Raw genomic sequence first — 22,837 nt, forward strand, 5'->3', positions numbered from 1 at the left:
ACGCCTCCCTTCACGCCAATCCCATTTGCCTAAATGCTTTAGGCAAATGCATGATGGGATCAGGCAGATGAAGGGAAGACGATGGCACGCGCGGGACTGACCACGGAGCGACTGGTCCAGGCGGGGGCGGAGCTGGCCGACGAGTCCGGCTTCGCCCAGGTGACCGTCTCGGCGCTCGCCAGACGGTTCGACGTCAAGGTCGCGAGCCTGTACTCGCACGTGAAGAGCTCCCACGACCTCAAGACGAGGATCGCGCTGCTCGCCCTGGAGGAGCTCGCGGACCGGGCCGCCGACGCCCTGGCCGGGCGGGCCGGAAGGGACGCGCTCACCGCGTTCGCGGACGCCTATCGCGACTACGCCCGCGAGCACCCGGGCCGCTACGCCGCCGCCCAGTACCCCCTCGACGCCGAGGCCGCGGCGGCCAGCGCCGGTGGGCGGCACGCGCAGATGACGCGGGCGATCCTGCGCGGCTACGACCTGGCGGAGCCCGACGAGACGCACGCGGTGCGGCTCCTCGGCAGCGTCTTCCACGGCTTCGTCAGCCTGGAGCTGGCGGGCGGCTTCAGTCACAGCGCACCCGACGCGCGGGAGACCTGGCCGTGGCTCCTGGACGCGCTCGACGGGATGCTGCGCAAGCCGCCCCCGGCGTGAGCTCGCCCCTGCGCCCTCACCCCGTACGACCCACGCACTTCGAACAACAGGCAGACACCATGACCGCGAACACCGCGACCACCACGCCCCCCGATCCCCGCTGGATCACCACGCCCCTCACCGCCGACCTGCTGCGCGGCGCCCTCGACCTGGAGCGGACCGCGCACGGCGTGCTGCCGCACCGGCTGCCCGCGCGGGCCCGGCGGCAGATCACCGACGGCCAGCTGGCGATGGCCGAGGCGCAGCCCTCGGGCGTCCGCCTCGCCTTCCGCACCCGGGCCACCGCGGTGGAGCTGGACGCGCTGCCCACCAAGAGGGCCTACCGGGGCGTGCCCGGTCCGGCCCCGGCGGACGGCGTGTACGACCTGCTCGTCGACGGACGGCTGACGGCGCAGGCCACGGTGAAGGGCGGCCACGTGGTCACCGTCGACCTAGCCACACAGTCGGTCGACGTCCAGGAGGGTGCGCCAGGAACGGCCCGCTTCGGCGGCCTGCCCGAGGGCGAGAAGGACATCGAGATCTGGCTCCCCCACACGGAGCGGACCGAGCTCGTGGCCCTGCGGACCGACGCGCCCGTCCGGCCCGCGCCCGCGCGCGGCCGACGGGTGTGGCTGCACCACGGCAGCTCGATCAGCCACGGCTCCAACGCCACCCACCCGACCGCCACCTGGCCCGCGCTCGCCGCAGCGCGCGCCGGGGTCGAGCTGGTCAACCTGGGCTTCGGCGGCGGCGCGCTGCTCGACCCGTTCACCGCCCGCGCCCTGCGCGACACCCCCGCCGACCTGATCAGCGTCAAGCTCGGCATCAACGTGGTCAACACGGACCTGATGCGCCTTCGCGCCTTCTCCCCGGCCGTCCACGGCTTCCTCGACACCATCCGCGAGGGCCATCCGACGACGCCGCTGCTGGTCGTCTCGTCCGTACTGTGCCCGGTGCAGGAGGACACCCCGGGGCCGCTCGCGCCGGACTTCGACGGGGGAACGGTGCGGTTCAAGGCCACCGGCGACCCCGCCGAGCGCGCCGCCGGACGCCTGACGCTGACCGTCATCCGCGACGAGCTCGCCCGGATCGTGGCGGAGCGCTCGGCCGACGACCCACATCTGCGCTACCTCGACGGCCGCGAGCTGTACGGCGAGGCCGACCACGCCGAACTGCCGCTGCCGGACGCGGTCCACCCCTGCCCCGAGGGCCATCGGCGCATCGCGGAGAACTTCACCGCGCACGCCTTCGGCCCCAACGGGGCGTTCGCCGTGGGCGGTTGAGGCACGCGGTGCTGGGGGCCGGGTTTCCCCGGCCCCCAGCACCGTGTGGGCGTACGGACCCCGCTACTCCAGCCACGCCCCCTCACGCATGATCACCCGGCCGCGCGCCTCCACCTCGCCGCGCCAGGCGACGACGGTCTCCACCGCGACCCGCAGATAGACGTACGCGGTCTCCTCGCGGCGCGGATCCCAGCCGAACTTCCCCGCGAACGCGTCCGCCGCGTCGCCGGGCACGTCGCGCGCCGGGAAGCACTCCGCGCGCCCGCGCAGGAGCACCACGTCGGCCGTGTCCGGCAGGGCCAGACGCACCCGCGGGTCCGTCCGGACGTTGCGCGCCAGGGCGTTGGCCTCGGCGGTGCACATCCACACCGCGCGCCCGTCCCACCTGAACCACAGGGGCACTTGGTGGGGGCCGTGCTCCGGATGGGCCGTGGAGACCCAGATGTCCCGCTCCCTCTCCAACCGGTCCAGGGTGTCGTGCTTGCGCTGGCCCGCGGTGCGGCGGCCGTTCTCCGTGCTGTGCATGGTGACCGACCGTAGTCGCCGTGGCCGGGTGGCGCATGGGGCGCTGGCCCTACGTCTGGCGACCGAGTCCGCCGGGGCGCGTCAGGCGGGGCGCGTCAGGCCGGGCGGGTGGCCGTCAGGAGCCAGGCGGAGCTCGCGAGACGGACGGCCCCCGGGGTCTCGTGCGCCCGCAGACGGTCGGTCAGACGCGTGCGGGCGAGGTCGCGGGTGCCGGGGTCGACCTGGTCGAGGAGGTGGCGGCCGGGGCCGGATTCGAGGAGGAAGCGGGCCGCGTCCTCCGCGTCGCTCCCCCATGTCCCCCGCGCCTGGACGTGGTCGGCGCGTACGTCGCGGAATCCGGCCGCGGCGAGCAGGCCCGTCGCGGTGTCGGCGTCGGCCAGCGAGAACATGCCAGGACCCGCGGGCGCGCCGAAGCCCCGCAGCGGCAGGATGTCGTCGAGCGCGGCGAGCGCCCGCAGCCACTCGTTGCTCTCCGGTTCGGCGGCGCTGAGGAAGGCGACGCGGCCGCCGGGGCGCAGCGCGGCGGCGATGTTGGCGAACGCGGCGGCGGGGTCGGCGAAGAACATGACGCCGAAGCGGCTGACGGCCACGTCGAAGGCGCCGGGAGCGAAGGGGTGCACCTGGGCGTCTCCCTGCGCGAAGGCGATGTTGGAGACGCGCTCGCGGGCCGCACGGCGCCGGGCCTCGTCCAGGACCGGCGCGGAGAGGTCGAGGCCGAGGGCCCGGCCGGGGGCGGCCGCGCGGGCGGCGATGCGGGTGGTGGCTCCGCCCCCGCACCCGATGTCCAGGACGTGGTCGCCGGGCCTGATGGCGGCGGCGGTGAGCAGGGGCTCGTCGAATCCGGCGTTGACGGCGTTCCAGCGGTCCTGGTGGGCGGCCCAGTGGGCGCCCTCGTAGCCGTTCCAGGCCTGCGCCTGGGCGGTGTTGGCGATGCCGTGCATGGGAGCGGACCTCCAGCGGTGGGTGCCGGGCACCCTAGAATGGGCGAGTGCCCAAATAGTATGGGCGTGCGCCCATACTGGCAATCGCCGTGCCCTGGGAGGAACTTGATGTCACCGCGCGGAGTCGCGATCCCCGATCTGCGAGAGCGGCTTTTCGACGCCGCGGAGCGCGTCCTGGCCAGGGACGGCGCCGCCGCCCTGACCAGCAGGGCGGTCACCGAGGAGGCGGGCTGCGCCAAGGGCGTGCTGCACGCGCGCTTCGCGGGCCTCGACGCCTTCGTCGCCGAGCTGGTCCTTGACCGGTTCGCCCGCGCCGCGGGCCGGGCGCGGGACCTACCGGGCCGCGCGGGCACCGGCGAGGTGGCCGCCCACCTCATGGACGTCGCCTCGGCCGTGCTGTCCCTCGACCCGGGCGTCGTGGAACTGGCGGTGACCCGCCCGGAGGCCTCCCGGCACATCCGCGCGGCCTGGCGGGCGGGCGCTCCCGGCTTCGGCGTGGTCCAGGAGGCGATCGGCGCGTATCTGCGCGAGGAGCGGCGCCTTGGCCGTACGGAAGAGCGGGTCGATCCGGAGTCCGTCGCGCTGGCCCTGGTCGGGACGCTGCACCACCTCCTGATGACCGGGTGGGCGGACGCGCCGGAGCCGCGGGCCCAGGTCGAGCGGCTCATCCGCACGCTCGTGCCCGCGCCCTGACCGGCCACGGCCACGGGCGGCCTGCCGCGCCCCCGGCAGGCCGCCCCGGCGGGCGTCAGGAGCCGGGGCGCAGCGGGGTGCTCGCCACCCCCGTCTCCCGGCCGCTGATCTCGGCGTCCAGGGTCTGTTGGGCCCGGCGCATCGCCTCGGCGTACACGGGCTGGGCCATCCGGCGCCAGGCCTCGTCCGGCGCCACGTCCTCCTGGTGGCTCACCACCCACCAGATGGTGCCGAACGGGTCCCGTACGCGGCCGCCCCGGTCTCCCCACGCGCTGTCACAGACCTCGGTGACGACCCGGGCGCCGTGCTCGACGGCGGCGGCCATGGCGGCGTCCGCGTCGGGCACGTACACCCGCAGCAGCGAGGGCGTCGCGGGCCAGTCGGGGCGCCGGTCGAAGGCGAGGACGACGGTGTCGCCGACCCGGATCTCACCGTGGCCGATGCTGCCGTCCTCGACCGGCACCCGGGCGAGCTCCTCTCCGCCGAACGCGGCGGCGACGAAGTCCAGGAACGCGCCGGTGTCGTCCGTGACCACCCACGGCGCGACGTTCGTGTACCCCTTGGGCGCGGTGCGGTTCATCGTTGCCGTCCTCTCTCACAACCCTTGCCGGTCTGCGTGACACGCCGACGGTAGAGGCCATCTAGGCCAGTTACCGTCCTAGAAAGCAGGCGGGGCCGCCGCATGCCGTTGGCGTCGCCCCGTTCCGGCTGGGAGGCTGAACCGGGCGGTGGCGGATCTCCGGTGGAAGGCGGTGGGCGGCATGGCCGTCGGCTGGGAGTGGGACGACACGCTGTTCTCGGGCACGGCGAGCCACTACCGGCGCGGGCGGCTCCCGTACGCGCCCGGCCTGCCGGACACGCTGGCCAAGGCGCTCGCCCTGGACGGGCGCGGTCGGCTCCTTGACGTGGGGTGCGGCCCCGGCACGCTCGCCGTGGCCCTTGCGCACCTGTTCGGCGAGGTCGTCGGCGTCGACCCGGACGGCGGGATGATCGCGGAGGCGCGGCGCGCGGCCGCCGAGCGCGGCGTGACCGGCAAGGCCCGCTGGGTGCGGGCCCGGGCCGAGGAACTGCCCGCCGGTCTGGGCACGTTCACCGTCGCGGCCTTCGGGCAGTCCTTCCACTGGATGGACCGCGACCTGGTCGCGGCGACCGTCCGGGGCATGCTGCGGCCCGGCGGCGCGCTGGCGCACGTATCGGATCTGAAGGGCGAGAGCCGGTCCGTCGCCGGGCTTCCGCATCCGGCCGAGCCCCGCGCCGCGATCGAGGAGCTGGTCGGCGCCTATCTCGGACCGGTCCGGCGGGCCGGTCGCGGAACGCTGGCGCGGGGCACGCCCGACGGCGAGGCGGCCGTCTTCGCCCGTGCGGGCTTCTCCGGTCCGCGGCGGCACGTGGTCCCTGGCGGACAGGCGCTGGTGCGGACGAGCGACGACGTCGTCGCGGGCGTCTTCTCGATGTCGTTCTCGGCCCCGCACCTCTTCGGCACGCGCCGCGAAGCCTTCGAGTCGGACCTGCGCCGCCTCCTGCACGAGGCCTCCCCCTCCAACCTGTTCTCCGAACGCCAGCCGAGCACCGAGGTGTTCGTCTGGTCCAAGAGCACCACGGCGGCGGCCCCTGAACCGTGCGGCTGACCCGGGCCCCACCCGAGCGCCCCGAAGGGGCGCGGGGAACTGCGCGACCAACCACGACGAAGCCGCAGACGCCCGACGCCATAGGGAGGCAATCCCTACGGCACTCAGACCGCACAAGAGGCGCGGGCAGCGCCCCGAAGGGGCGCGAGGAACTGCGCGCCCAACCACAACGCAAGCCGCAGACGCCCAACGCCACAAGGAGGCAACCCCTACGGCACTCAGACCGCACAAGAGGCGCGGGCAGCGCCCCGAAGGGGCGCGAGGAACTGCGCGCCCAACCACAACGCAAGCCGCAGACGCCCAACGCCACAAGGAGGCAACCCCTAGGGCGCTCAGCCCGCGTCCGCGTAAGCCGGGGACGGCGGGGGCTGGCCACAGCCTGCCCGGGGGACCAGCGCGACGGCGCGGCACACCTGCCCCCTAGCCGGGAGGCCTACGCGTCGAGGGCCCCCCGCCCGTCCAGCGCGTCCAGAAGCTCCCGCAGCCCCGTCAGGGCGGCCCGTGCCGCGGCCGTCATGTCGGTGAGGGCCGCGGCGCGGGCCTCCGGCCCGCTGAGGCCCGCTTCGGCGCGGCGCACCAGGCGGGCCGTGTGGGCGACGACCGCCCCGTGCAGACCGGTCGCGACGTGGGCGCGTTCGCCGGTCACCGCGTCGCCGACCCGCGCGGCCACGGCGTCGAGCACGCGCCGCTCCCAGCGTCCGCCCTCGCCGCGGCGGGCGCGGGTCAGCAGCCCGAGCGCCCAGACGGGCAGCAGCCAGGGCACCGCGGCGAGGCCGAGGGCCGCGATCAGGGCGACCGCGCCGAAGCCCGCCGACTCCGCCGGGTCGCTCGCCACCGCGAGTCCGAGGACGGTGCCGCCGACGACGCCCACCGCGACCGGCGCGGGCCAGGTCGCGCGGGCCGGGCCGTACGCGCCCACCGCGTGCAGGGCGACCAGTTCCGCAGGCCAGGCCAGGGCGAGGGCGCCCAGCCAGGCGAAGTCGAGGACGCCCGCGGCCGTCGCCGCCGACCAGACGAGTGACACGGCGAGCAGGGCGGCGAGGGCGGTGGCGGGCGCACGGCGCCGCAGGAGCAGGGGAGCCGCGTGGACGCTCAACAGGGCGGTGAGCGCGGCCAGTCCGGCGGGGCCGGGGAGGTGCGCGGCGGTGACCGCGAGGAGCGGCACCACCGTGCAGACGGTGACCGCCGCGAGGTCCACGGCGCGCGGCCACCAGGCGCGCGCGGGGCGCGGCGCGGGCGCGGGCAGGGTCGCGGCGACCGTCCAGCCGCCCCGCTCCCCCGGACCCGCCGACAGCCGCCCGCCGAGGGCCGCCACGCGCTCCGCCAGGTTCACGAGGCCCCGGCCGCCACCGAGGCCGATGCCACAGCCAACGCCCGCGCCCGCGCCGGGAGAGGCCCCGTCAGCGGGCTCCAACGCGGCGTTCACCACGGTGATCCCGAGCGCGCCTGGCTCGTGGCGGACCTGTACGACGACGGCCGCCCCCGGGGCGTACCGCATCGCATTGGTCAGTGCCTCCTGCACGACGCGGTACGCGGCGACGCGCGTGTCCGGCGGCAGGTCGACGGGCGCTCCATCGAAGTCAAGGTCAAGGTCGAGGGAGACGGGGACGCCGAGGCGGGCCAGGCTCGCGCACAGGGGTGGGAGGACGTCGTGCGGCGCGCCGTCGCCGGGCGCTTCGGAGACCGCCGCGACCAGCGCGCCGAGCGCGGTCAGCACGTCGCGGCCCGTGGCGGCGCCCGCGGCGAGGGCCTCGTCGGCCAGTTCGGGGCGGCTTTCGGCGAGCCGCAGGGCCGCGGCTCCCTGGACGGCGATGGCGGTGAGGTGATGCCCCGCCAGGTCGTGCAGATCGCGGGCGAGCCGCTCGCGCTCGGCCGCCGCCGCGGCCCGGCGTTCGCGCTCCACGTCGGCGAGGCGGGCGAGGACGCGGGCGCGGCGGTCCTTCCGGTGGGCGTACAGGCGGCCGCACAGCACGATCACCAGGTGCAGGAGCGCGCCCGCGAAGAGGCCGTCGAGGAGCGGCCCGGTGTCGTGCAGCGGCACGGCGGCGGTGGCGAGCGCGGCCCCCGCGAGGGTCAGGGCCCTGCTGGTGGATCTCCGTGGGAGAGGGGGCGGCGTTCGGTGCGCGCTCTCGGCGTACCCGGCGGAAGCCTTCGTAGCGCAGCCATTGGGGCTTTCGCCCGGTGCGGCGAGAGGGCGTGCCAGGTGACGCGATGGCGCGGAGATCCGCCGGAAGGGCCCTGGCCGCGCGCCCCCGCGCACCGCGAGGGAGAACAGCGCGACCCCCACCGCCGCGGGCAGCGCGGGCGTCAGCGCGGAGGCGGGCAGCAGGGCGGCGGCCGCCGCGTCGGCCGTGAGCGTCGCGGCGAGCACCGGCACCGGTGCCACCGCGCGCCACACCAGCGCGGCCGCGGCCAGGAGCACCGCGAGGAACCCGGCCGCCGCTGGCCACGCCGCCGCGCGGTCCGGGCCGAGCACGTCCTGGAGGGCGACCGCGGCCACGTGCCCCGCCACCAGCAGCGCGGGCACCACCGCCGCGGCGGCGCGCGGCTCCTCGCCCGCCGGCCCCCGCCCCTGCCCCCGCCCCATACGGCGACCCTACCCGCGCCCATCTCCACCCCTGGGTGGAGAAGAGACCGGCCCGCCGACCGGCCCCCGTCCCCTGCCCGCGCACGACGCCCGCGCGCCCCGGCCACGGTGTGCTGGAGGCATGAGCATCGACCGACGCACCGCAGTGACGGGAGGCCTCGCCGCGGGGCTCGCCCTGACGGCGGCGGCCACCGCGACCCGGGCGGCCCCGGGTGCCGCCCCGCCCGCCTCGCACGCCCAGGACCGGGACGTGATCACCGTCCGGGGCGAGTCGCCCACCCGTACCAACCTCTCCGTCGCCCGCGACCCCCGGGCGGCGGGCGGCGCCTATCTGTCGCTGGCCACCGCCAAGTCCCCTCCCGGGGACGAGGGCTGGTACGCCACGTACACGGTCCGCGCCCCCGCCCCGGGGCCCTACCGGCTCCGGGCGGTCGCCTCGGTTCCGGTGGAGGTGCCGCACGCCGAGGAGCCCGGCTCGTACGTCCGGCTGCGCGTGAACGGCGGGGCGGCGACGCCGCTCGCCCACTCCCAGCCCCACTGGTACGCGGCCCCGCGCGCGTGGGGCGAGCTGTCCCGGGTCACGCTCGGCGACGTCGAGCTGCGCCGGGGCGCCAACACGCTCACGTTCACCGTCGAAGGACCGACCGTCCTGGAGTCGTACACCGGATTCCGCTTCCTGCTCGACGCGTTCACGCTCACGCCGGTGCCCCTCGCGCTGCGGTCCGTGCACATCGGGGACCGGGAGCACAACCTCGGCCACTGCCGCGGCGACGAGCCCCTGGCGCTGACCTTCGAGCTCAACGCGCGCACGCCGGAGCCGCTGACGGTCGCGTACCGCGTCCTCGACTACCACGCGCAACAGGTCGCCGCCGGGTCCCTGCGCGTCCCGGCGGGCGCCGAGCGGGCCGCGCTCGGCCTGCCCGCGCTGCCGCCCGGCGCCTACCGCGCGATCGCGCGCGTGGGCACCGGGGACGCGGTCACCGGCCTGTTCGCGCGGCTGCCCGCGCGGCGCGCCGTGCGGGGCGCGGCGAACCGCTTCGGCGTCAACGTCGCCACCTACGCCCTCGTCCCGCCCGCGCGGCTGCCCGCACTCGCCGCGGCGACGGCCGCCATGGGCGCCGGCCACGTGCGCGACGGCAGCGCCTGGCCCGCCGCGCAGCGCGAGCCCGACGGGCCGTTCCGCGGCACGCCGCACGACGCGGTGATCGAGGCGTTCCGCGCGCGCGGCGTGCGGGTCCTCGAAGTGGTCTCGCCGCCCCCGGACTGGGCGCTGACGCCGACGTCCGTGCCGCTGCCCGACGACCTGCGCCACGCCTACCGCTACGGCGCCCATCTCGCCGGGCGCGGCAAGCGGGTCGTGTCGGACGCGCTCCAGCTGTCCAACGAGCCCGACGTCGACGCCACCGCGAGCACCGGCGACCAGCACGCCGCGTTCGTGAAGGCGGCGGCGCTCGGCATCACGGACCAGGCGGACGCGCCGCCCGTAGTGCTTCCCGGCATCGCGCAGGAGGGCGTCTTCCAGGAGCTCATGCTGCGCAACGACGTGGTGGGGTACGCGGACGTGTGGAGCTTCCACGGCTATCCGCCGCTGGACGACACCGACCCCGAGCCGCCGTCGTCGCCGGAGGACCAGGCGGAGTTGCGGGAGCGGTTCGGGGCCACGACGCCGCTGTGGATGACGGAGTGCGGCGCGTTCCTGCCCGCCGCTCCCGGCGGTGACCTGTCGCAGGCGGCGCGGCGCACCCAGGCGCGCTATCTGGTGCGGTCGACGGTGGAGAGCCTGGCCGCGGGCACGGACCGGCAGTTCTGGTTCTGCGGGCCGCCGTGCACGGACGACGGCGTGTCGTTCGCGCTGTTCAGCCGCGACTTCCAGCCGCTGCCCGCGTTCAGCGCGTACGCCGCGCTCACCTCCCTGCTCGGCGAGGCGAACTACGCGGGCCTGCTGGAGGAACTGCTGCCGCGCGCGGCGGGTCTCGTCTTCGGGGACGGCGCGGGGCGCACCGTGACGGTGGTGTACGCGCCGCGCCCGCGCACGGTGGCCGTACCGGTCCCGGACGGGGCCACAACGCGCGTGTACGACATCATGGGCGCCCCGAGCGGGACGCCGCCCCGCTCGCGGCGGGGAACCGTCCGGGTCAGGGCGGGCCGTGACCCCCTGTACCTGGTGACGGACGCGCCGCCGCCGGGCCGCCCCCGGCCCCCGGCGGGAGACGACCGCCTCCGCGCCCGCCCGCTGTCCGCCGCGCGGCACATCGTGCTCCAGCAGCGGTACGCGGCCGCCGACGCGGCCCCCAACAAGGACGACGGCGACGCCGAGCCGCCGCTCGGCTACCGCCTCGGGGCGCGGACCCGCATGACCGTCGACGTCTACAACTTCACGGCCACCGCGCGCACGGTCTCGCTCCTGGCGCGGCCGTCCGGCGGCTGGGAGGTGACGCCCCGGCGGGTGGAGCGGGTGCGAGTGCCCCCGCACGGCCGGGTCGCCGTGCCGTTCACGGTGACGGCGGGGGCACGGGTGCGCCCGGGCGTGGACCACTTCCTCGGCTTCGAGGCCCGGCTCGGCGAGGAGGCCGTGCCGCCGAGCGTGTCGCGGGTGCAGCGGCGGCCGTGACGGCCTTAGCGCAGGTTGAACTGGTTGCGGGAGCTGACCTTGCCGTTGGTGGTCACGAACGAGGCGGCGCCATAGGTGCGGGACTGCTCGCACGAGTACATCGCCGACTTCGCGCCCCGGGTCTCGCTGTCGGCGATGCGCACGCACACACCCTTGCCCGCGATGGAGTGCATCTGGGCGATGGTCTTGCCCTTCTTGATCTTGTTGTACTTGGCCTTCGTCATCTTGCCGTTGGACTTCTTGCCGTCGAGGAGGCCCTGCGACTTCATCTCCAGCTTGCCGTTGCCGAACAGGAAGTCGGCGGTGCTGTGGGCCTTGTTGCCCTTGCAGGTGTAGGTCTTACCGGAGTAGCCCGGGAGGCTGGTGCTCGAAGTCTTCTTGCACGCGCCTCTGCCCGCGACCGAGTGCAGCTTGGCGACGCTCGAGCCGAGCTTCACCTTGTCGTACTCGCCGCGCGTGATCGTGGGCGTGGCCGCCTGCGCGGTCGGGGCCAGGGCGGCGGTGAGAGCGGTGGCGAGCAGACCGGCGGTGACCAGGCTCTTGCGCGACATGTGAGGTCCTCTTCTGGCGTGAAAACGGCAGGGTCGAGGGACGTCACGAAGGCAAGCCCCCCACCCCTTCGAACAAAGCGAAGTATAGGGAGACGTTGATCTTCTTTTCGAACGCTTTCAGGGAATTCCGGTCCATCATGGGTGACGAGCGCCACACCACACCCGGAGCCCGACGTGCCACCACCGCAGCGGGGCCACGAGCGCGTCTGGTACGTCTCGTACGGCTCGAACATGCACCTGGACCGCCTCATGGCCTACCTCGAGGGCGGCACGCCGCCCGGCTCGTCGCGGCACCACCCCGGCTGCCGGGACCCGCGCCCGCCCGAGGTGTCGCGTCCGGTGGAACTGCCGGGCGTGCTGTACTTCGCGACGGAGTCCGTCCTGTGGGGCGGCGGCCGGGCCTTCTACGACCCCGGCGGCGCCGGGCGGCTTCTCGCGCGGGCCCATCTGGTGACGGCGGGCCAGTTCTCCGACATCGCCGCCCAGGAGATGTACCGCGCGCCGGGCACCGATCTGGACCTGGCCCCCGCCGTGCGCGACGGCCGCGCCGCACTGGGGGCCGGGCGCTACGAGACGCTGGTGTGCCCGGGGCTGCTCGACGGCCTTCCCCTGCTCACCTTCACCGCCCCCTGGCGGCGGGCGGACGTCGCCCTCAACGCGCCCACCGCGCCCTACCTGCGGCATCTGACGGCGGGCCTCCTGGAGACGGCGGCCTGGTCGCGCGCCGCCGTCGCTCGCTACCTCGCCGAGTGCCCGGGGGCCGCCGGGCACTGGACGGCCGCGGCGGTCGCCGCCCTGATGGCGGACTGACCGCGCGGCCGTCCGGCGCGACGAGGGGCCGGGTGCCCGCGTCAGCCGCGCAGCGGGCCCTCGCACTGGAAGTCCGCCGTGCCCGCGCTGCCGTCGGTCCAGATGTCGACCTCACCGAACGAGCAGTTCATGTCCTTGAGGTTGTTGTCACCGCCCGCCGCCCGGTCGAGGACGAAGTAGTCCACCGTCTCGGACATGTCCTTGAAGACGGTGCCCGCGCTGCCCGAGTCGCTCAGGCGTGCCGTGATGCGGCCGGAGCAGGTGAAGCGCGGGCGGTCCTGCGAGCCCGCGGGGGCGCAGTCCGGGGCGATGCCGGTCGTCGCCTTGAAGGAGGCCCGGACCTGGTCGGCGGTGGTGTCGCGCAACTCCCCCACCGGCACGTACGTGGTGTCCGGTACGAACAGGTCGTCGACCTTCGCGATCTGCGCGTCCAGGAAGGAGTCGTAGCCGCGCTGGAGGTTCGCGTCGCGGCCGAGGCGGTCGCGCCAGGCGTCGAAGCCGGCCGGGTCGTTCGCGCGCAGCAGCCGGTACATCTCCTTGAGCAGGGCGGGGTGTTCGCTCCACAGGTAGGTGAAGAACGTGCCCGCGTAGGAGTAGAAGCGGAAGCCGTCGCCGTCGTACGTGGCGTGCAGCAGCTGGTTCACGCTCATCCGCGGGCCGCCGCCCGCGGTGTCCGCGATGACGCTCTTGACCAGGGACTTGCGGACCTTGATGCCGTCGTCGCGGGTGGCGCCGTCGAAGAACTCCGCGGTGCCCTCGTCCATCGCCGTGGTCCGGTCGCCCTCGTACCAGGGGCCTTCGCCGAAGAAGCCGGGGACCGCCCAGCGGCCGTTGAGGTAGTGCGTGTACTCGTGCCGGAACAGCTCTTCGAGGGTGAGCGAGGAGTCCTGGGGGACGCGCCGCTGGTAGGTGTAGAAGGTGGCGCCCTTCTCGATGTACATGCCGCCGTTGTCGGTGCTCAGGCCGGTGAGGAGGGGCTGGAAGTTCTCGTACTCGGCGCGCGAGGAGTAGAGCACCACGCGCAGGCTGGAGTTGGGGTCGCCCGCCAGTGGCTTGTCGCCGCCGACGACGCGGTGGAACTGCGCCTTGACCTGCTTGCTCGCGTAGTACAGCTGGTCGACGGTGGCGCGGCTCAGCGCCGCGCGCACCACGATCCCGTCGGTGTCCGCCTTGCCGTAGGCGTAGGTGTGCGGGAAGAGGCGCTTCTCGATGTCCGCGCGGCACACCTGGTACGGGGCGCAGGCCTCGAACTCCACCAGCCAGGTGGCGACCTTCGCCCACGGGGCGCTCATGTCGCCGAAGTTGCGGGCGGTGACGGCCAGCAGGCCGCCGAGCCCGGAGACGATCTCGGAGCGGACCGCGTCGACCTGGCCCATGCGGCCGTACTCCAGGAGCGCGTCGCGCGCCACCCAGGCGTTGCGGGTGTCCTTCAGGTGGGTGTGGCCCGCGAACGCCTTGAAGGCGGCGCGGTAGGCGGGGTCGGCGGCGACGGCGGCGTGGAAGGCGGTGTCGCGGTTGCCGGGGTAGACGCCCAGGTAGTTCAGGGAGAGGGCGGCGAGCGCGGCCCCCGCCCAGGAGGCGTCCTGGTAGGTGTCCGGGCTCTTCGCGCCCATGGTCTTCAGGACCCGCTTGACGAGCGGGAGCTGATGCTGGCGCAGCCCCGGCGCGCTCGCCGCGTACAGCGCCTCGCGGAGCGTCTCGGCGTTCGTCCGGGTCACGTCGAAGGTGCGGGCCGCGGTGCCGAAGGCGTCGACGGCCGCGCGCATGGCGGCGACGGTGGGCGGGTCGGTGACGTCGATCTCGTCGCGGGAGAAGTCGTGGTACGCGACGGCGTGGAGGTACGTGAACATCTCCAGGAGGTGGCTGCCGTTCTTGCCGTCGTGGGCGGCGGCGAGCGAGGCGGCGCGCCGGGACACGGCCTGGACGTGCGCGTCCGACATCACCGGGGCCAGGCGCCGGTCCCAGGTCCAGATCAGCGAGCGCAGACAGCCGTCGGCGGTGACGGCGGGGTCGGCGAGGAAGTCGGCGAAGGCGTCCGGGGACAGCCGGGTGACGTCGTCGAGGGTGCATCCGGCGGCGGCAGACCGGTGCTTGGGCGTGCGCGGTCCGGGCAGGCGCCCTTCGGTGAGGCCGCCGGGGGCCGGGACCTCGCGGGCCGAGGGCTTGGGCGCCTTCGCCAGGCGGTCGGCCCGGTCGTAGGGGTCGGGCGCGGCGGCCCCGGGGGCGCCCGCCGGGCGTATCGCGCCCGCGGCCGGGGCGGGGGTGTCCGCCTGCCCCAGGGGGGCCGCGGTGGCACAGAGCGTCACGGCCGTCGCGACGGTGAGCAGGGATCTGCGCAGGGTTCTCGAAGCGAACACACGCGAATGAGACACAAGAGGCTCCCAGGGTGGGGGTCATGGGAAAGCACGGGAGACGGCGGCGGGCCGCGGCCCAACCGCCTTGTCACACACGGCGGATGACGGTTCCGTTCCACGGGGAACCGGTCTGCCATGTGACGCGTAACGTAGTAATGTGAAATTGCACTGACAAGGGGTCAGGCGCTTCTTTCTTCAGCCGCGTCCCGCCGGAGCACCCCCGGAATCGGGTGGTCCGCCCGGCGACCGAGGAGGCACACCCGTGTCCGAGACCAGCCCCGGCGCTCCCCGCACGGTCAGCCACGACCTGCCGTTCTCCCCGGAGTTCGCGCGGTTCATGGCGGACGGCTGGGAGCCGAGTCCGCTCCCCGGCGAGCTGCGGCTCACGGCCGCGGACGTCACGCCCGCGCGGCGGGCCCGCCTTTCGGCCCGCTTCCCCGGACAGCGGCTCCTCGTCCCCGCGGGCGAGTTGCGGGTCAGGGCCAACGACTGCGACCACCGCTTCCGCCCGCACAGCGCGTACGCCTGGCTCACCGGCCTGACCGGGGAGGAGCAGGCCGGGCACGTCCTGGTCCTGGAGCCGGACGGGCCGCACGGCCACGAGGCGGTCCTCTACGTCCGCCCCCGCTCGCCGCGCACCGACAGCGGCTTCTACCGCGACCGGCGCTACGGCGAGTTCTGGGTCGGCCGCCGCCCCGACCTGGACGAGGCCGCGCGCATGACCGGCATCCGCTGCGCTCCCCTGGACGCCCTCGGCACACCGCCGGGCCGCGAGGCCTCGTCCGACCCCGAACTCGCCGCGGCCCTGAGCGAGTTGCGGCTGGTGAAGGACGCCTGGGAGATCGGGCAGCTCCAGCTCGCCGTGGACCACACCACGGCCGGGTTCGAGGACGTCGCCCGCACCCTGCCCCGCGCCCTCGCCCACCCCCGAGGCGAGCGCTGGATCGAGGGCGTCTTCGGCCTGCGCGCCCGCGCGGAGGGCAACGGCACCGGCTACGAGACCATCGCCGCGTCCGGCGCCCACGCCTGCGTCCTGCACTGGATACGCAACGACGGACCCCTGGACCCGGACGCGCTGCTGCTCCTGGACGCGGGCGTGGAGACCGACAGCCTCTACACCGCCGACATCACCCGCACCCTGCCGCTGTCCGGCCGCTTCTCCCCCGCGCAGCGGCAGGTGTACGAACTCGTGCTCGCCGCGCAGGACGCGGGCATCGCCGCGCTGAGGCCGGGCGCGCGCTTCCGCGACTTCCACGGCGCCGCGATGCGGGTGATCTCCGAGGGACTCGCGGAGTGGGGCGTCCTGAAGAGCCCCGATGGCGACTTCCACCGGCGCTACACCCTGTGCAGCAGCGGCCACATGCTCGGGCTCGACCTGCACGACTGCGCGCAGGCCCGGGTCGAGGCGTATCTGGACGGGGTCCTGGAGGAGGGGCAGGTACTGACCGTCGAGCCCGGCCTCTACCTCCAGCCGGACGACGAGACGCTGCCGCGCGAACTGCGGGGCATCGGCGTGCGCGTCGAGGACGACTTGGTGATCACGGCGGAGGGGGCGCGGCTGATGTCCGGCGCGCTGCCGCGGACGCCGGACGCGGTGGAGGCGTGGCTGGGCGAGCTCACCCAGGGGTAGCCCGGGGCCGCGCCCGGGCCAAGGCGGTGCCGGTGCGCGGGGCTTGGGGCCGCGGGGACCCTTGGCAAGCCTGGTGCAATGTGAAATATTACTGCGGTGCCCATGAGGAAATCCCCGGACGTCATCGTCGTCGGGGCGGGTGTGGTCGGCGCCGCCTGCGCCTACTACGCGGCCCGCGCCGGGCTCGACGTCACCGTGATCGACCGCGGCCCCGTCGCGGGCGGCACCACGGGTGCCGGTGAAGGAAACCTGCTGGTTTCCGACAAGGCCCCCGGGCCCGAGCTCGAACTCGCCCTGCTGTCCACGTGGTTGTGGCGCGAGCTCGCGGACGCGCTGCCGCCGCGCATCGAGTACGAGACCAAGGGCGGCCTCGTCGTCGCGTCCGACGCGCGCGGCCTGGCCGCCCTGCGGGGCTTCGCCGCCCGGCAGACGCGGGCCGGGGTCAGGGCCGACGAGGTGCCGGGCGACCGGCTCGGCGCGCTCGAACCGCATCTGGCCCCGGGGCTCGCGGGCGGCTTCCACTATCCGCAGGACGCGCAGGTCCAGCCCGCCCTCGCCGCCGCCGCACTGCTGCGCGCGGGCGGCGAGCGGGTCCGCCTGCGGCTCGGCGAGGAGGTCACCGGCGTCCTCACCGGCGCGGGCGGCCGGGTGCGCGGGGTGCGCACGCGCGCGGGCGAACTGCGCGCCCCGCACGTCGTGAACGCGGCGGGCACCTGGGGCGGCGACCTGGCCCGCCTTGCCGGGGTGGCCCTGCCCGTGCTCCCCCGGCGCGGCTTCGTCCTCGTCACCGAGCCACTGCCGCGCGTGGTGCGGCGCAAGGTGTACGCGGCGGACTACGTGTCCGACGTCGCCAGCGACTCGGCGGCGCTACAGACCTCGGCCGTCGTCGAGGGCACGCCCGCCGGGCCCGTCCTGATCGGCGCGAGCCGCGAGCGGGTGGGCTTCGACCGCTCCCTGTCGGTGGCGGCCCTGAGCCGCCTCGCCGCCCAGGCCGTCCGGCTCTTCCCAGTCCTCGCCACCGTGCGGGCCACGCGGACGTACGCCGGGTTCCGGCCCTACCTGCCCGATCACCTGCCCGCGATCGGCCCCGATCCGCGCGTCCCCGGACTGCTGCACGCGTGCGGCCACGAGGGCGCGGGCATCGGCCTCGCCCCGGCGACGGGCCTGCTCATCGCCCGCATGCTCGTAGCCGGTGAACTCCCCCTGGACGTCGCACCGTTCAGACCGGACCGCTTCGACGAGAACACAGCCGCGGGCACCGCCCCCGGAGAGGAGCCGCGCGATGGCGCGTGACCGCACCCCCGCCGACCTCGTCGGCGCGGCGCCGGGCGCCGCGTTCGAGATCACCTTCGACGGCCGCCCCGTGGCCGCGCTGCCCGGCCAGTCCGTGGCGGCCGCGCTGTGGGCGGCGGGCATCCTCGCCTGGCGCACCACACGCGTGGGCGGGCGCCCGCGCGGCGCGTTCTGCGGCATCGGCCAGTGCTTCGACTGCCTGGCCACCATCAACTCCCGGCCGAACCGGCGGGCTTGCCTGGTCCCGGCGCGGCCGGGCGACGCGGTCACCACACAGGAGGGACACGGCCATGCCGGACTCGGCGTCTGAGGCCCCGCCCGTGCCGTCGGCACACGCTGAGTGTTACGACCTCGCGGTGATCGGCGCGGGCGCGGCCGGTCTCGCGGGCGCCGTCACCGCGGCCTCGCTGGGCCTGTCCGTGGTCCTCATCGACGCGGCGGACCGGCCCGGCGGCCAGTTCTACCGCCACCCCGACCCGGCGCTCGGCGCCGCGCGCCCCGAGGCCCTGCACCACGACTGGCGGACCTTCGCCGCGCTGCGCGACGCCCTGGCCGCGAGCGACGTCACCCAGCTGACCGGGCACCACGTGTGGACCGTGATCCCGGCAGCGGACGCCTGGGAGGTGCACGCGGTCACCGGCGCGGACGGCGACGGGGAGCGCCCGGTGCGGGTGCGGGCCCGCGCGGTCCTGCTCGCGACCGGCGCGTACGAACGCCACCTGCCCTTCCCCGGCTGGACGCTGCCGGGGGTGGTCGCCGCCGGAGGCGCGCAGGCGATGCTGAAGTCCGGGCTCGTGCTGCCCGGCAGCCGGGTCGTGGTGGCCGGGAGCGGACCGCTGCTGCTCGCGGTCGCCGCGTCGCTCGCCGCGGCGGGCGCCCGGGTGCCCGCCGTGGTGGAGGCGTCCGGCTACCTCGGCTACGCCCGCAGCCCGCGCATCCTCGCCGCCAACGCGCACAAGCTGGCGGAGGCCGCCGCGCACGGTGCGGCGCTGCTGCGCCACCGGGTGCGGCCGCGCACCCGCAGCGCGGTGACCCGGGTGCACGGCACCGACCGGGTGGAGGCGGTGACCGTCTCCCGGCTCGGCCCCGACTGGCGGCCGCTGCCGGGACCGGGCCGCCGCATCGCCTGCGACGCGCTGGCCGTCGGCCACGGGCTGCTCCCCCAGCTGGAGCTGGCCACGGGCCTGGGCTGTGCGACGCGGCGGACGCCGGACGGGGCCGAGGCCCTGGACCTGGGCGCCACGCAGGAGACGTCGGTGCCGGGGATCTGGGCCGCGGGCGAGACCGGCGGCGTCGGCGGGGCCCGACTCGCCCATACGGAGGGCACGTTGGCGGGCATCGCGATCGCCGCCCTGCTGCGGCGTCGGCCCGCGCTCGTCCGCAGCGCACGGGTGCGGGAGCTGCGGCGGCGCCGGGACCGCATGCGGGCGTTCGCCGACGCGATGGCCCGCGCGCACGCGCCGGGTCCCGGCTGGACGCGGTGGCTCGACGACGCGACGGACGTGTGCCGCTGCGAGGAGGTCACCGCGGGCGGTGTCCGCGAGGCGGTCGCCGACTTCGGCGCCCGGGACGCGCGCACCGTCAAGCTGCTGACCCGCGCGGGCATGGGCTGGTGCCAGGGCCGGATGTGCGGGACGGCGGTCGCCTGCCTCGCCGCGGCCGCCCCGGGGCCGCCGCAGCCACCGTCCCCGGAACGGCGGCCGCTGTCGGTCCCCGTCCCGCTACGGGTCCTCGGCGAACTCGCGGAGCCGGACGACGTGACGCCGAACCTCGGGACGGGGCCGGACCACTGACGACCCGTCAGCCCGCACCAGCCGCCCAAGCCGCACCACCCCCGCACCTTGTCGCCCCGACACCCCGCTCAATAAAATGTCACACACCACAGAAGGGCCGCCCTCATGACCGCCACCCCCTCCCCCGCCTCCTGGACCCCCGAGCGCCCGTGGCGCGGCATCATGGTCGCCACCGCGCTCCCGCTGCGCGAGGACCTCTCCGTCGACCACGACGCGTACGCCGAGCACGTCCGCCACCTCCTCGACAACGGCTGCGACGGCGTCGTGCCCAACGGCTCGCTCGGCGAGTACCAGACCCTCACCGACGACGAGCGCGCCCGCGTGGTCCGCACCGCCGTCGAGGCCGCGGGCGACGCCGCCCGCGTCATGCCCGGCGTCTCCGCCTACGGCAGCGCCGAGGCCCGCCGCTGGGCCGAGCACGCCGCCGAACAGGGCTGCGGCAGCGTCCTGTTGCTGCCGCCCAACGCCTACCGCGCCGACGAGCGGACGGTGCGCGCGCACTACGCCGAGGTCGCCCGCACGCAAGTGCCCGTCGTGGCCTACAACAACCCCTTCGACACCAAGGTCGACGTCACCCCGGCGCTCGCGGCCCAACTGCACGCCGACGGCAGCGTCGTGGCCCTGAAGGAGTTCAGCGGCGATGTGCGCAGGGCGTACGAGCTCGCCGAACTCGCCCCGGAGCTCGACCTCCTGGCCGGAGCCGACGACGTCCTGGTGGAGCTCGCCCTGGCCGGTGCCGTCGGCTGGATCGCGGGCTACCCGAACGCCTTCCCCGCCACCTGCGCCGCGCTCTACCGCGCCGCGACCGCGCGGGACCTGGAGGCGGCGCTGCCGCTCTACCGGTCCCTGCACCCGCTCCTTCGCTGGGACTCCAAGACGGAGTTCGTGCAGGCCATCAAGGCGTCCATGGACATCGTCGGCCGCCGCGGCGGCCCCACCCGGCCGCCGCGCCTGGCGCTGCCCGCGGCGGCCGCGGAGCAGGTGCGCGCCGCCACCGAGAAGGCCGTCGCCGACGGCCACCGCTGACCGAGGAAGGACCTCCATGCGTACGCGCCGCGTCTTCCACGCCGTCGACTCGCACACCGAGGGCATGCCCACCCGAGTGATCACCGGGGGTTTCGGGGTGATCCCCGGCGCCACCATGGCCGAGCGCAGGCTGCACTTCGCCGAGCACCTCGACGATCTGCGCACCCTGCTGATGTACGAGCCGCGCGGACACGCGGCGATGAGCGGCGCGGTCCTCCAGCCGCCCACCCGCCCCGACGCCGACTACGGCGTCCTTTACATCGAGGTGTCCGGCCTCCTTCCGATGTGCGGGCACGGCACCATCGGCGTGGCCACCGTCCTCGTCGAGACCGGGATGGTCCCGGTCACCGAACCCGTCACCACCGTCCGCCTCGACACCCCGGCGGGCCTGGTCAGCGTCGACGTCCGCGTCGAGGACGGCGCGGCGAAGGCGGTCACGTTCACCAACGTGCCCGCGTTCAGCGTCGGCCTTGACCGCAAGGTGGACGTGCCGGGCCACGGGACGGTGACGTACGACCTCGCCTTCGGCGGGAACTTCTACGCGTTCGTGGAACTCGACGCGCTGGGGCTGCCGTTCGACCGCGCCCGCAAGGACGACCTGCTCGCCGCGGGCCTCGCGGTCATGGACGCCATCAACGCCTCCGCCGACCGGCCCGTGCACCCGGCGCAGCCGGACATCGGCGGCGTCAAACACGTCTACCTGGCCGCTCCCGGCTCCGACGCGCACCACTCGCGGCACGCCATGGCCATCCACCCGGGCTGGTTCGACCGCTCGCCGTGCGGCACCGGGACCTCCGCGCGGATGGCGCAGCTGCACGCGCGGGGCGTGCTGCCCCTGGAGCGCGACTTCGTCAACGAGTCCTTCATCGGCACCCGGTTCACGGGCCGTCTGGTCGCCGAGACGGACGTCGCCGGGGTGCCCGCCGTCGTCCCGCGCGTCACCGGGCGGGCCTGGATCACCGGCACCGCCCAGTACTTCCTCGACCCCGACGACCCCTTCCCCGGAGGGTTCCTCCTATGATCACCGCCCTGGCACCGGTTGTCTCCCGCAACCCCGCCGACCCCGCCGACGTCGTCGTCCGCACCGCGGCGCCCGGGGCCTTCGCCGCCGTGGACGCCGTCGAGCGGGCCCGCGCGGCGGGGACCGGCTGGCTCGAAGGCGGCGCGGCGGCCCGCGCGGACGCGCTCGCCTCGATCGCCGCCGCCGTCGAAGCGGCCGCCGCCGAACTGGCCGCGCTCGCCGTGCGCGAGGTCGGCAAGCCGCTCACCGAGGCCCGCGCCGAGGTGGCGCGCACCGCCGCGATCTGGCGCCACTACGCCCAGGCGCCCTACGAGCCGACGGGCGCCGTGCACGAACCCGCCGCGGGCGCGGGCCTGTTGCTCTCGCGCCGCCGCCCGCACGGTGTCGCGGGCCTCGTCACGCCGTGGAACTTCCCCTTCGCGATCCCCAGTTGGAAGGCGGCCCCGGCCCTCGCGGCGGGCAACACCGTCGTCCTCAAGCCCGCCCCGCAGGCCACGGCCTGCGCGCTGCGCCTGGCCGAGATCGTGGCGCGGGCCGTGCCCGCCGGGGTGTTCACCGTCCTGCCGGGCGGGTCAAGCGAGGGCAACGCGGTCGTCTCGGCCGCCGACGTCGTCTCCTTCACCGGCTCCACCGCCGTCGGCCAGGCGGTCGCCGCGCGCGCCACCGCGCGCGGCATCCCCGTCCAGGCGGAGATGGGCGGCCTGAACGCGGCCGTCGTCCTGCCGGACGCGGACATCGGCACGGCCGCCGCGCACCTGGCCGCCGCGATCGCCGGGTACGCGGGGCAGAAGTGCACCGCGACCAGCCGGGTGATCGCGGTGGGCGCGGCCGCGGGGCCGCTGCGCGAGGCGCTGACCGAGCGGCTGCGGGCGGTGCCGACGGGCGACCCGGCAGAACCGGCCACCGTCTGCGGCCCCCTCATCGACGAGCGGGCCAGGGACCGGGTGACCGAGGCCCGGCGGTCGCTGCCCGAGCTCACCGGCGCCGCGCCGCCGCGCGGCGACGGCTGGTACGCGGCCCCCGCCCTGGTCACGGACGTGCCGCCCGGCCACCCGCTGCTGCGCGAGGAGGTCTTCGGCCCGCTGGCCGTGCTCCTGTACGCCGACGACCTCGACCAGGCGGTGCGGATCACCAACTCCGTGCCCTACGGCCTGGTGACCTCCGTCCACACCGCGTCGCTCGACACCGCCCTGCACGGCCTCGACCGGCTCGACACCGGCATGATCCGCGTCAACGCCCCGTCCACCGGCGTCGACTTCCACCTGCCGTTCGGCGGCACCAAGGCCTCCAGCCACGGACCGCGCGAACAGGGCCGCGCCGCCCTGGAGTTCTACACGTCGAGCCGCACCTACACCCTGGCCCCAGCGGGCGTCCCACTCCCCTCGTGACCGTCCCCAGGCGCCGCCCACCCATCGGCACCTGCGAGAACAACGTGACATTGTACGCTGGTGATCCGCTCGG

Annotated in this window: 19 protein-coding genes; 13 read left to right on the top strand and 6 right to left on the bottom strand. The window is 75.5% G+C overall.

Annotated elements, in window-relative coordinates:
• Window positions 1-81: 81 nt before the first annotated feature.
• Together AC07A4_RS06525 and AC07A4_RS06530 are read left to right on the top strand one after the other, a co-directional pair.
• Entirely contained in the window at window positions 82-651 is a 570-nt protein-coding gene (locus AC07A4_RS06525; RefSeq protein WP_478593815.1) for a TetR/AcrR family transcriptional regulator, read from the top strand.
• A 59-nt stretch (window positions 652-710) separates the two neighbouring features.
• Window positions 711-1,913, top strand: coding sequence for a GDSL-type esterase/lipase family protein (locus AC07A4_RS06530; RefSeq protein ID WP_478593817.1), 1,203 nt, complete (start codon window positions 711-713; stop codon window positions 1,911-1,913).
• Window positions 1,914-1,976: 63 nt separating this feature from the next.
• Here AC07A4_RS06530 and AC07A4_RS06535 read toward each other — a convergent pair whose 3' ends face one another.
• Window positions 1,977-2,438 (bottom strand): pyridoxamine 5'-phosphate oxidase family protein, encoded by a 462-nt coding sequence (locus AC07A4_RS06535; protein ID WP_478593819.1) that lies wholly within the window; start codon window positions 2,436-2,438, stop codon window positions 1,977-1,979.
• Between the two features lie 95 nt (window positions 2,439-2,533).
• Window positions 2,534-3,379 carry a class I SAM-dependent methyltransferase gene (locus AC07A4_RS06540; RefSeq protein WP_478593822.1) on the bottom strand — a complete coding sequence of 282 codons (846 nt, stop codon included), beginning with the start codon at window positions 3,377-3,379 and terminating at the stop codon, window positions 2,534-2,536.
• 108 nt (window positions 3,380-3,487) lie between these two features.
• Between AC07A4_RS06540 and AC07A4_RS06545 the strand changes: the two genes are divergently transcribed.
• A complete protein-coding gene (locus tag AC07A4_RS06545; RefSeq protein WP_478593825.1) occupies window positions 3,488-4,072 on the top strand; it encodes a TetR family transcriptional regulator in 585 nt (194 codons plus the stop codon).
• A 55-nt stretch (window positions 4,073-4,127) separates the two neighbouring features.
• Here AC07A4_RS06545 and AC07A4_RS06550 read toward each other — a convergent pair whose 3' ends face one another.
• Entirely contained in the window at window positions 4,128-4,652 is a 525-nt protein-coding gene (locus AC07A4_RS06550) for a VOC family protein (protein WP_478593828.1), read from the bottom strand.
• A 181-nt stretch (window positions 4,653-4,833) separates the two neighbouring features.
• Here AC07A4_RS06550 and AC07A4_RS06555 point away from each other — a divergent pair, with 181 nt between their 5' ends.
• Window positions 4,834-5,700, top strand: a complete 867-nt coding sequence (locus AC07A4_RS06555) for a class I SAM-dependent methyltransferase (RefSeq protein WP_478594381.1) — start codon at window positions 4,834-4,836, stop codon at window positions 5,698-5,700.
• A gap of 433 nt (window positions 5,701-6,133) precedes the next feature.
• On the opposite strand, the gene AC07A4_RS06560 is transcribed toward AC07A4_RS06555, so the two are convergent.
• Window positions 6,134-8,287 carry a sensor histidine kinase gene (locus AC07A4_RS06560; protein ID WP_478593830.1) on the bottom strand — a complete coding sequence of 718 codons (2,154 nt, stop codon included), beginning with the start codon at window positions 8,285-8,287 and terminating at the stop codon, window positions 6,134-6,136.
• A 121-nt stretch (window positions 8,288-8,408) separates the two neighbouring features.
• Here AC07A4_RS06560 and AC07A4_RS06565 point away from each other — a divergent pair, with 121 nt between their 5' ends.
• Window positions 8,409-10,898, top strand: coding sequence for a hypothetical protein (locus tag AC07A4_RS06565; protein ID WP_478593833.1), 2,490 nt, complete (start codon window positions 8,409-8,411; stop codon window positions 10,896-10,898).
• A 5-nt stretch (window positions 10,899-10,903) separates the two neighbouring features.
• On the opposite strand, the gene AC07A4_RS06570 is transcribed toward AC07A4_RS06565, so the two are convergent.
• On the bottom strand, window positions 10,904-11,449 hold the full coding sequence (locus tag AC07A4_RS06570) for a hypothetical protein (RefSeq protein ID WP_478593836.1): 546 nt from the start codon (window positions 11,447-11,449) through the stop codon (window positions 10,904-10,906).
• Window positions 11,450-11,680: 231 nt separating this feature from the next.
• Here AC07A4_RS06570 and AC07A4_RS06575 point away from each other — a divergent pair, with 231 nt between their 5' ends.
• On the top strand, window positions 11,681-12,259 hold the full coding sequence (locus AC07A4_RS06575; protein ID WP_478594384.1) for a histone deacetylase: 579 nt from the start codon (window positions 11,681-11,683) through the stop codon (window positions 12,257-12,259).
• 41 nt (window positions 12,260-12,300) lie between these two features.
• Here AC07A4_RS06575 and AC07A4_RS06580 read toward each other — a convergent pair whose 3' ends face one another.
• Window positions 12,301-14,616, bottom strand: a complete 2,316-nt coding sequence (locus tag AC07A4_RS06580) for a collagenase (RefSeq protein WP_478593839.1) — start codon at window positions 14,614-14,616, stop codon at window positions 12,301-12,303.
• A 259-nt stretch (window positions 14,617-14,875) separates the two neighbouring features.
• On the opposite strand from AC07A4_RS06580, the gene AC07A4_RS06585 reads away from it, so the two are divergent.
• The 7 genes from AC07A4_RS06585 (at window position 14,876) to AC07A4_RS06615 (ending at window position 22,764) form a co-directional block, all read left to right on the top strand.
• Complete coding sequence (locus AC07A4_RS06585) at window positions 14,876-16,243, top strand: aminopeptidase P family protein (protein WP_478593842.1); 1,368 nt, start codon at window positions 14,876-14,878, stop codon at window positions 16,241-16,243.
• A gap of 102 nt (window positions 16,244-16,345) precedes the next feature.
• Window positions 16,346-17,536: an NAD(P)/FAD-dependent oxidoreductase gene (locus tag AC07A4_RS06590; RefSeq protein ID WP_478593843.1), complete on the top strand. Its 1,191-nt coding sequence runs from the start codon at window positions 16,346-16,348 to the stop codon at window positions 17,534-17,536.
• Complete coding sequence (locus tag AC07A4_RS06595; RefSeq protein ID WP_478593846.1) at window positions 17,526-17,846, top strand: (2Fe-2S)-binding protein; 321 nt, start codon at window positions 17,526-17,528, stop codon at window positions 17,844-17,846. The genes AC07A4_RS06590 and AC07A4_RS06595 overlap by 11 nt, the downstream gene beginning before the upstream one ends.
• Window positions 17,827-19,329: an FAD/NAD(P)-dependent oxidoreductase gene (locus tag AC07A4_RS06600; RefSeq protein ID WP_478593848.1), complete on the top strand. Its 1,503-nt coding sequence runs from the start codon at window positions 17,827-17,829 to the stop codon at window positions 19,327-19,329. The genes AC07A4_RS06595 and AC07A4_RS06600 overlap by 20 nt, the downstream gene beginning before the upstream one ends.
• A 105-nt stretch (window positions 19,330-19,434) precedes the next feature.
• A complete protein-coding gene (locus tag AC07A4_RS06605) occupies window positions 19,435-20,355 on the top strand; it encodes a dihydrodipicolinate synthase family protein (protein ID WP_478593851.1) in 921 nt (306 codons plus the stop codon).
• Between the two features lie 16 nt (window positions 20,356-20,371).
• Window positions 20,372-21,376 carry a proline racemase family protein gene (locus tag AC07A4_RS06610; RefSeq protein WP_478593853.1) on the top strand — a complete coding sequence of 335 codons (1,005 nt, stop codon included), beginning with the start codon at window positions 20,372-20,374 and terminating at the stop codon, window positions 21,374-21,376.
• A complete protein-coding gene (locus tag AC07A4_RS06615) occupies window positions 21,373-22,764 on the top strand; it encodes an aldehyde dehydrogenase family protein (RefSeq protein WP_478593855.1) in 1,392 nt (463 codons plus the stop codon). Before AC07A4_RS06610 ends, AC07A4_RS06615 begins: the two co-directional genes overlap by 4 nt.
• Window positions 22,765-22,837 lie beyond the last annotated feature (73 nt).

The organism is Streptomyces sp. NPDC043996, assembly GCF_056435225.1.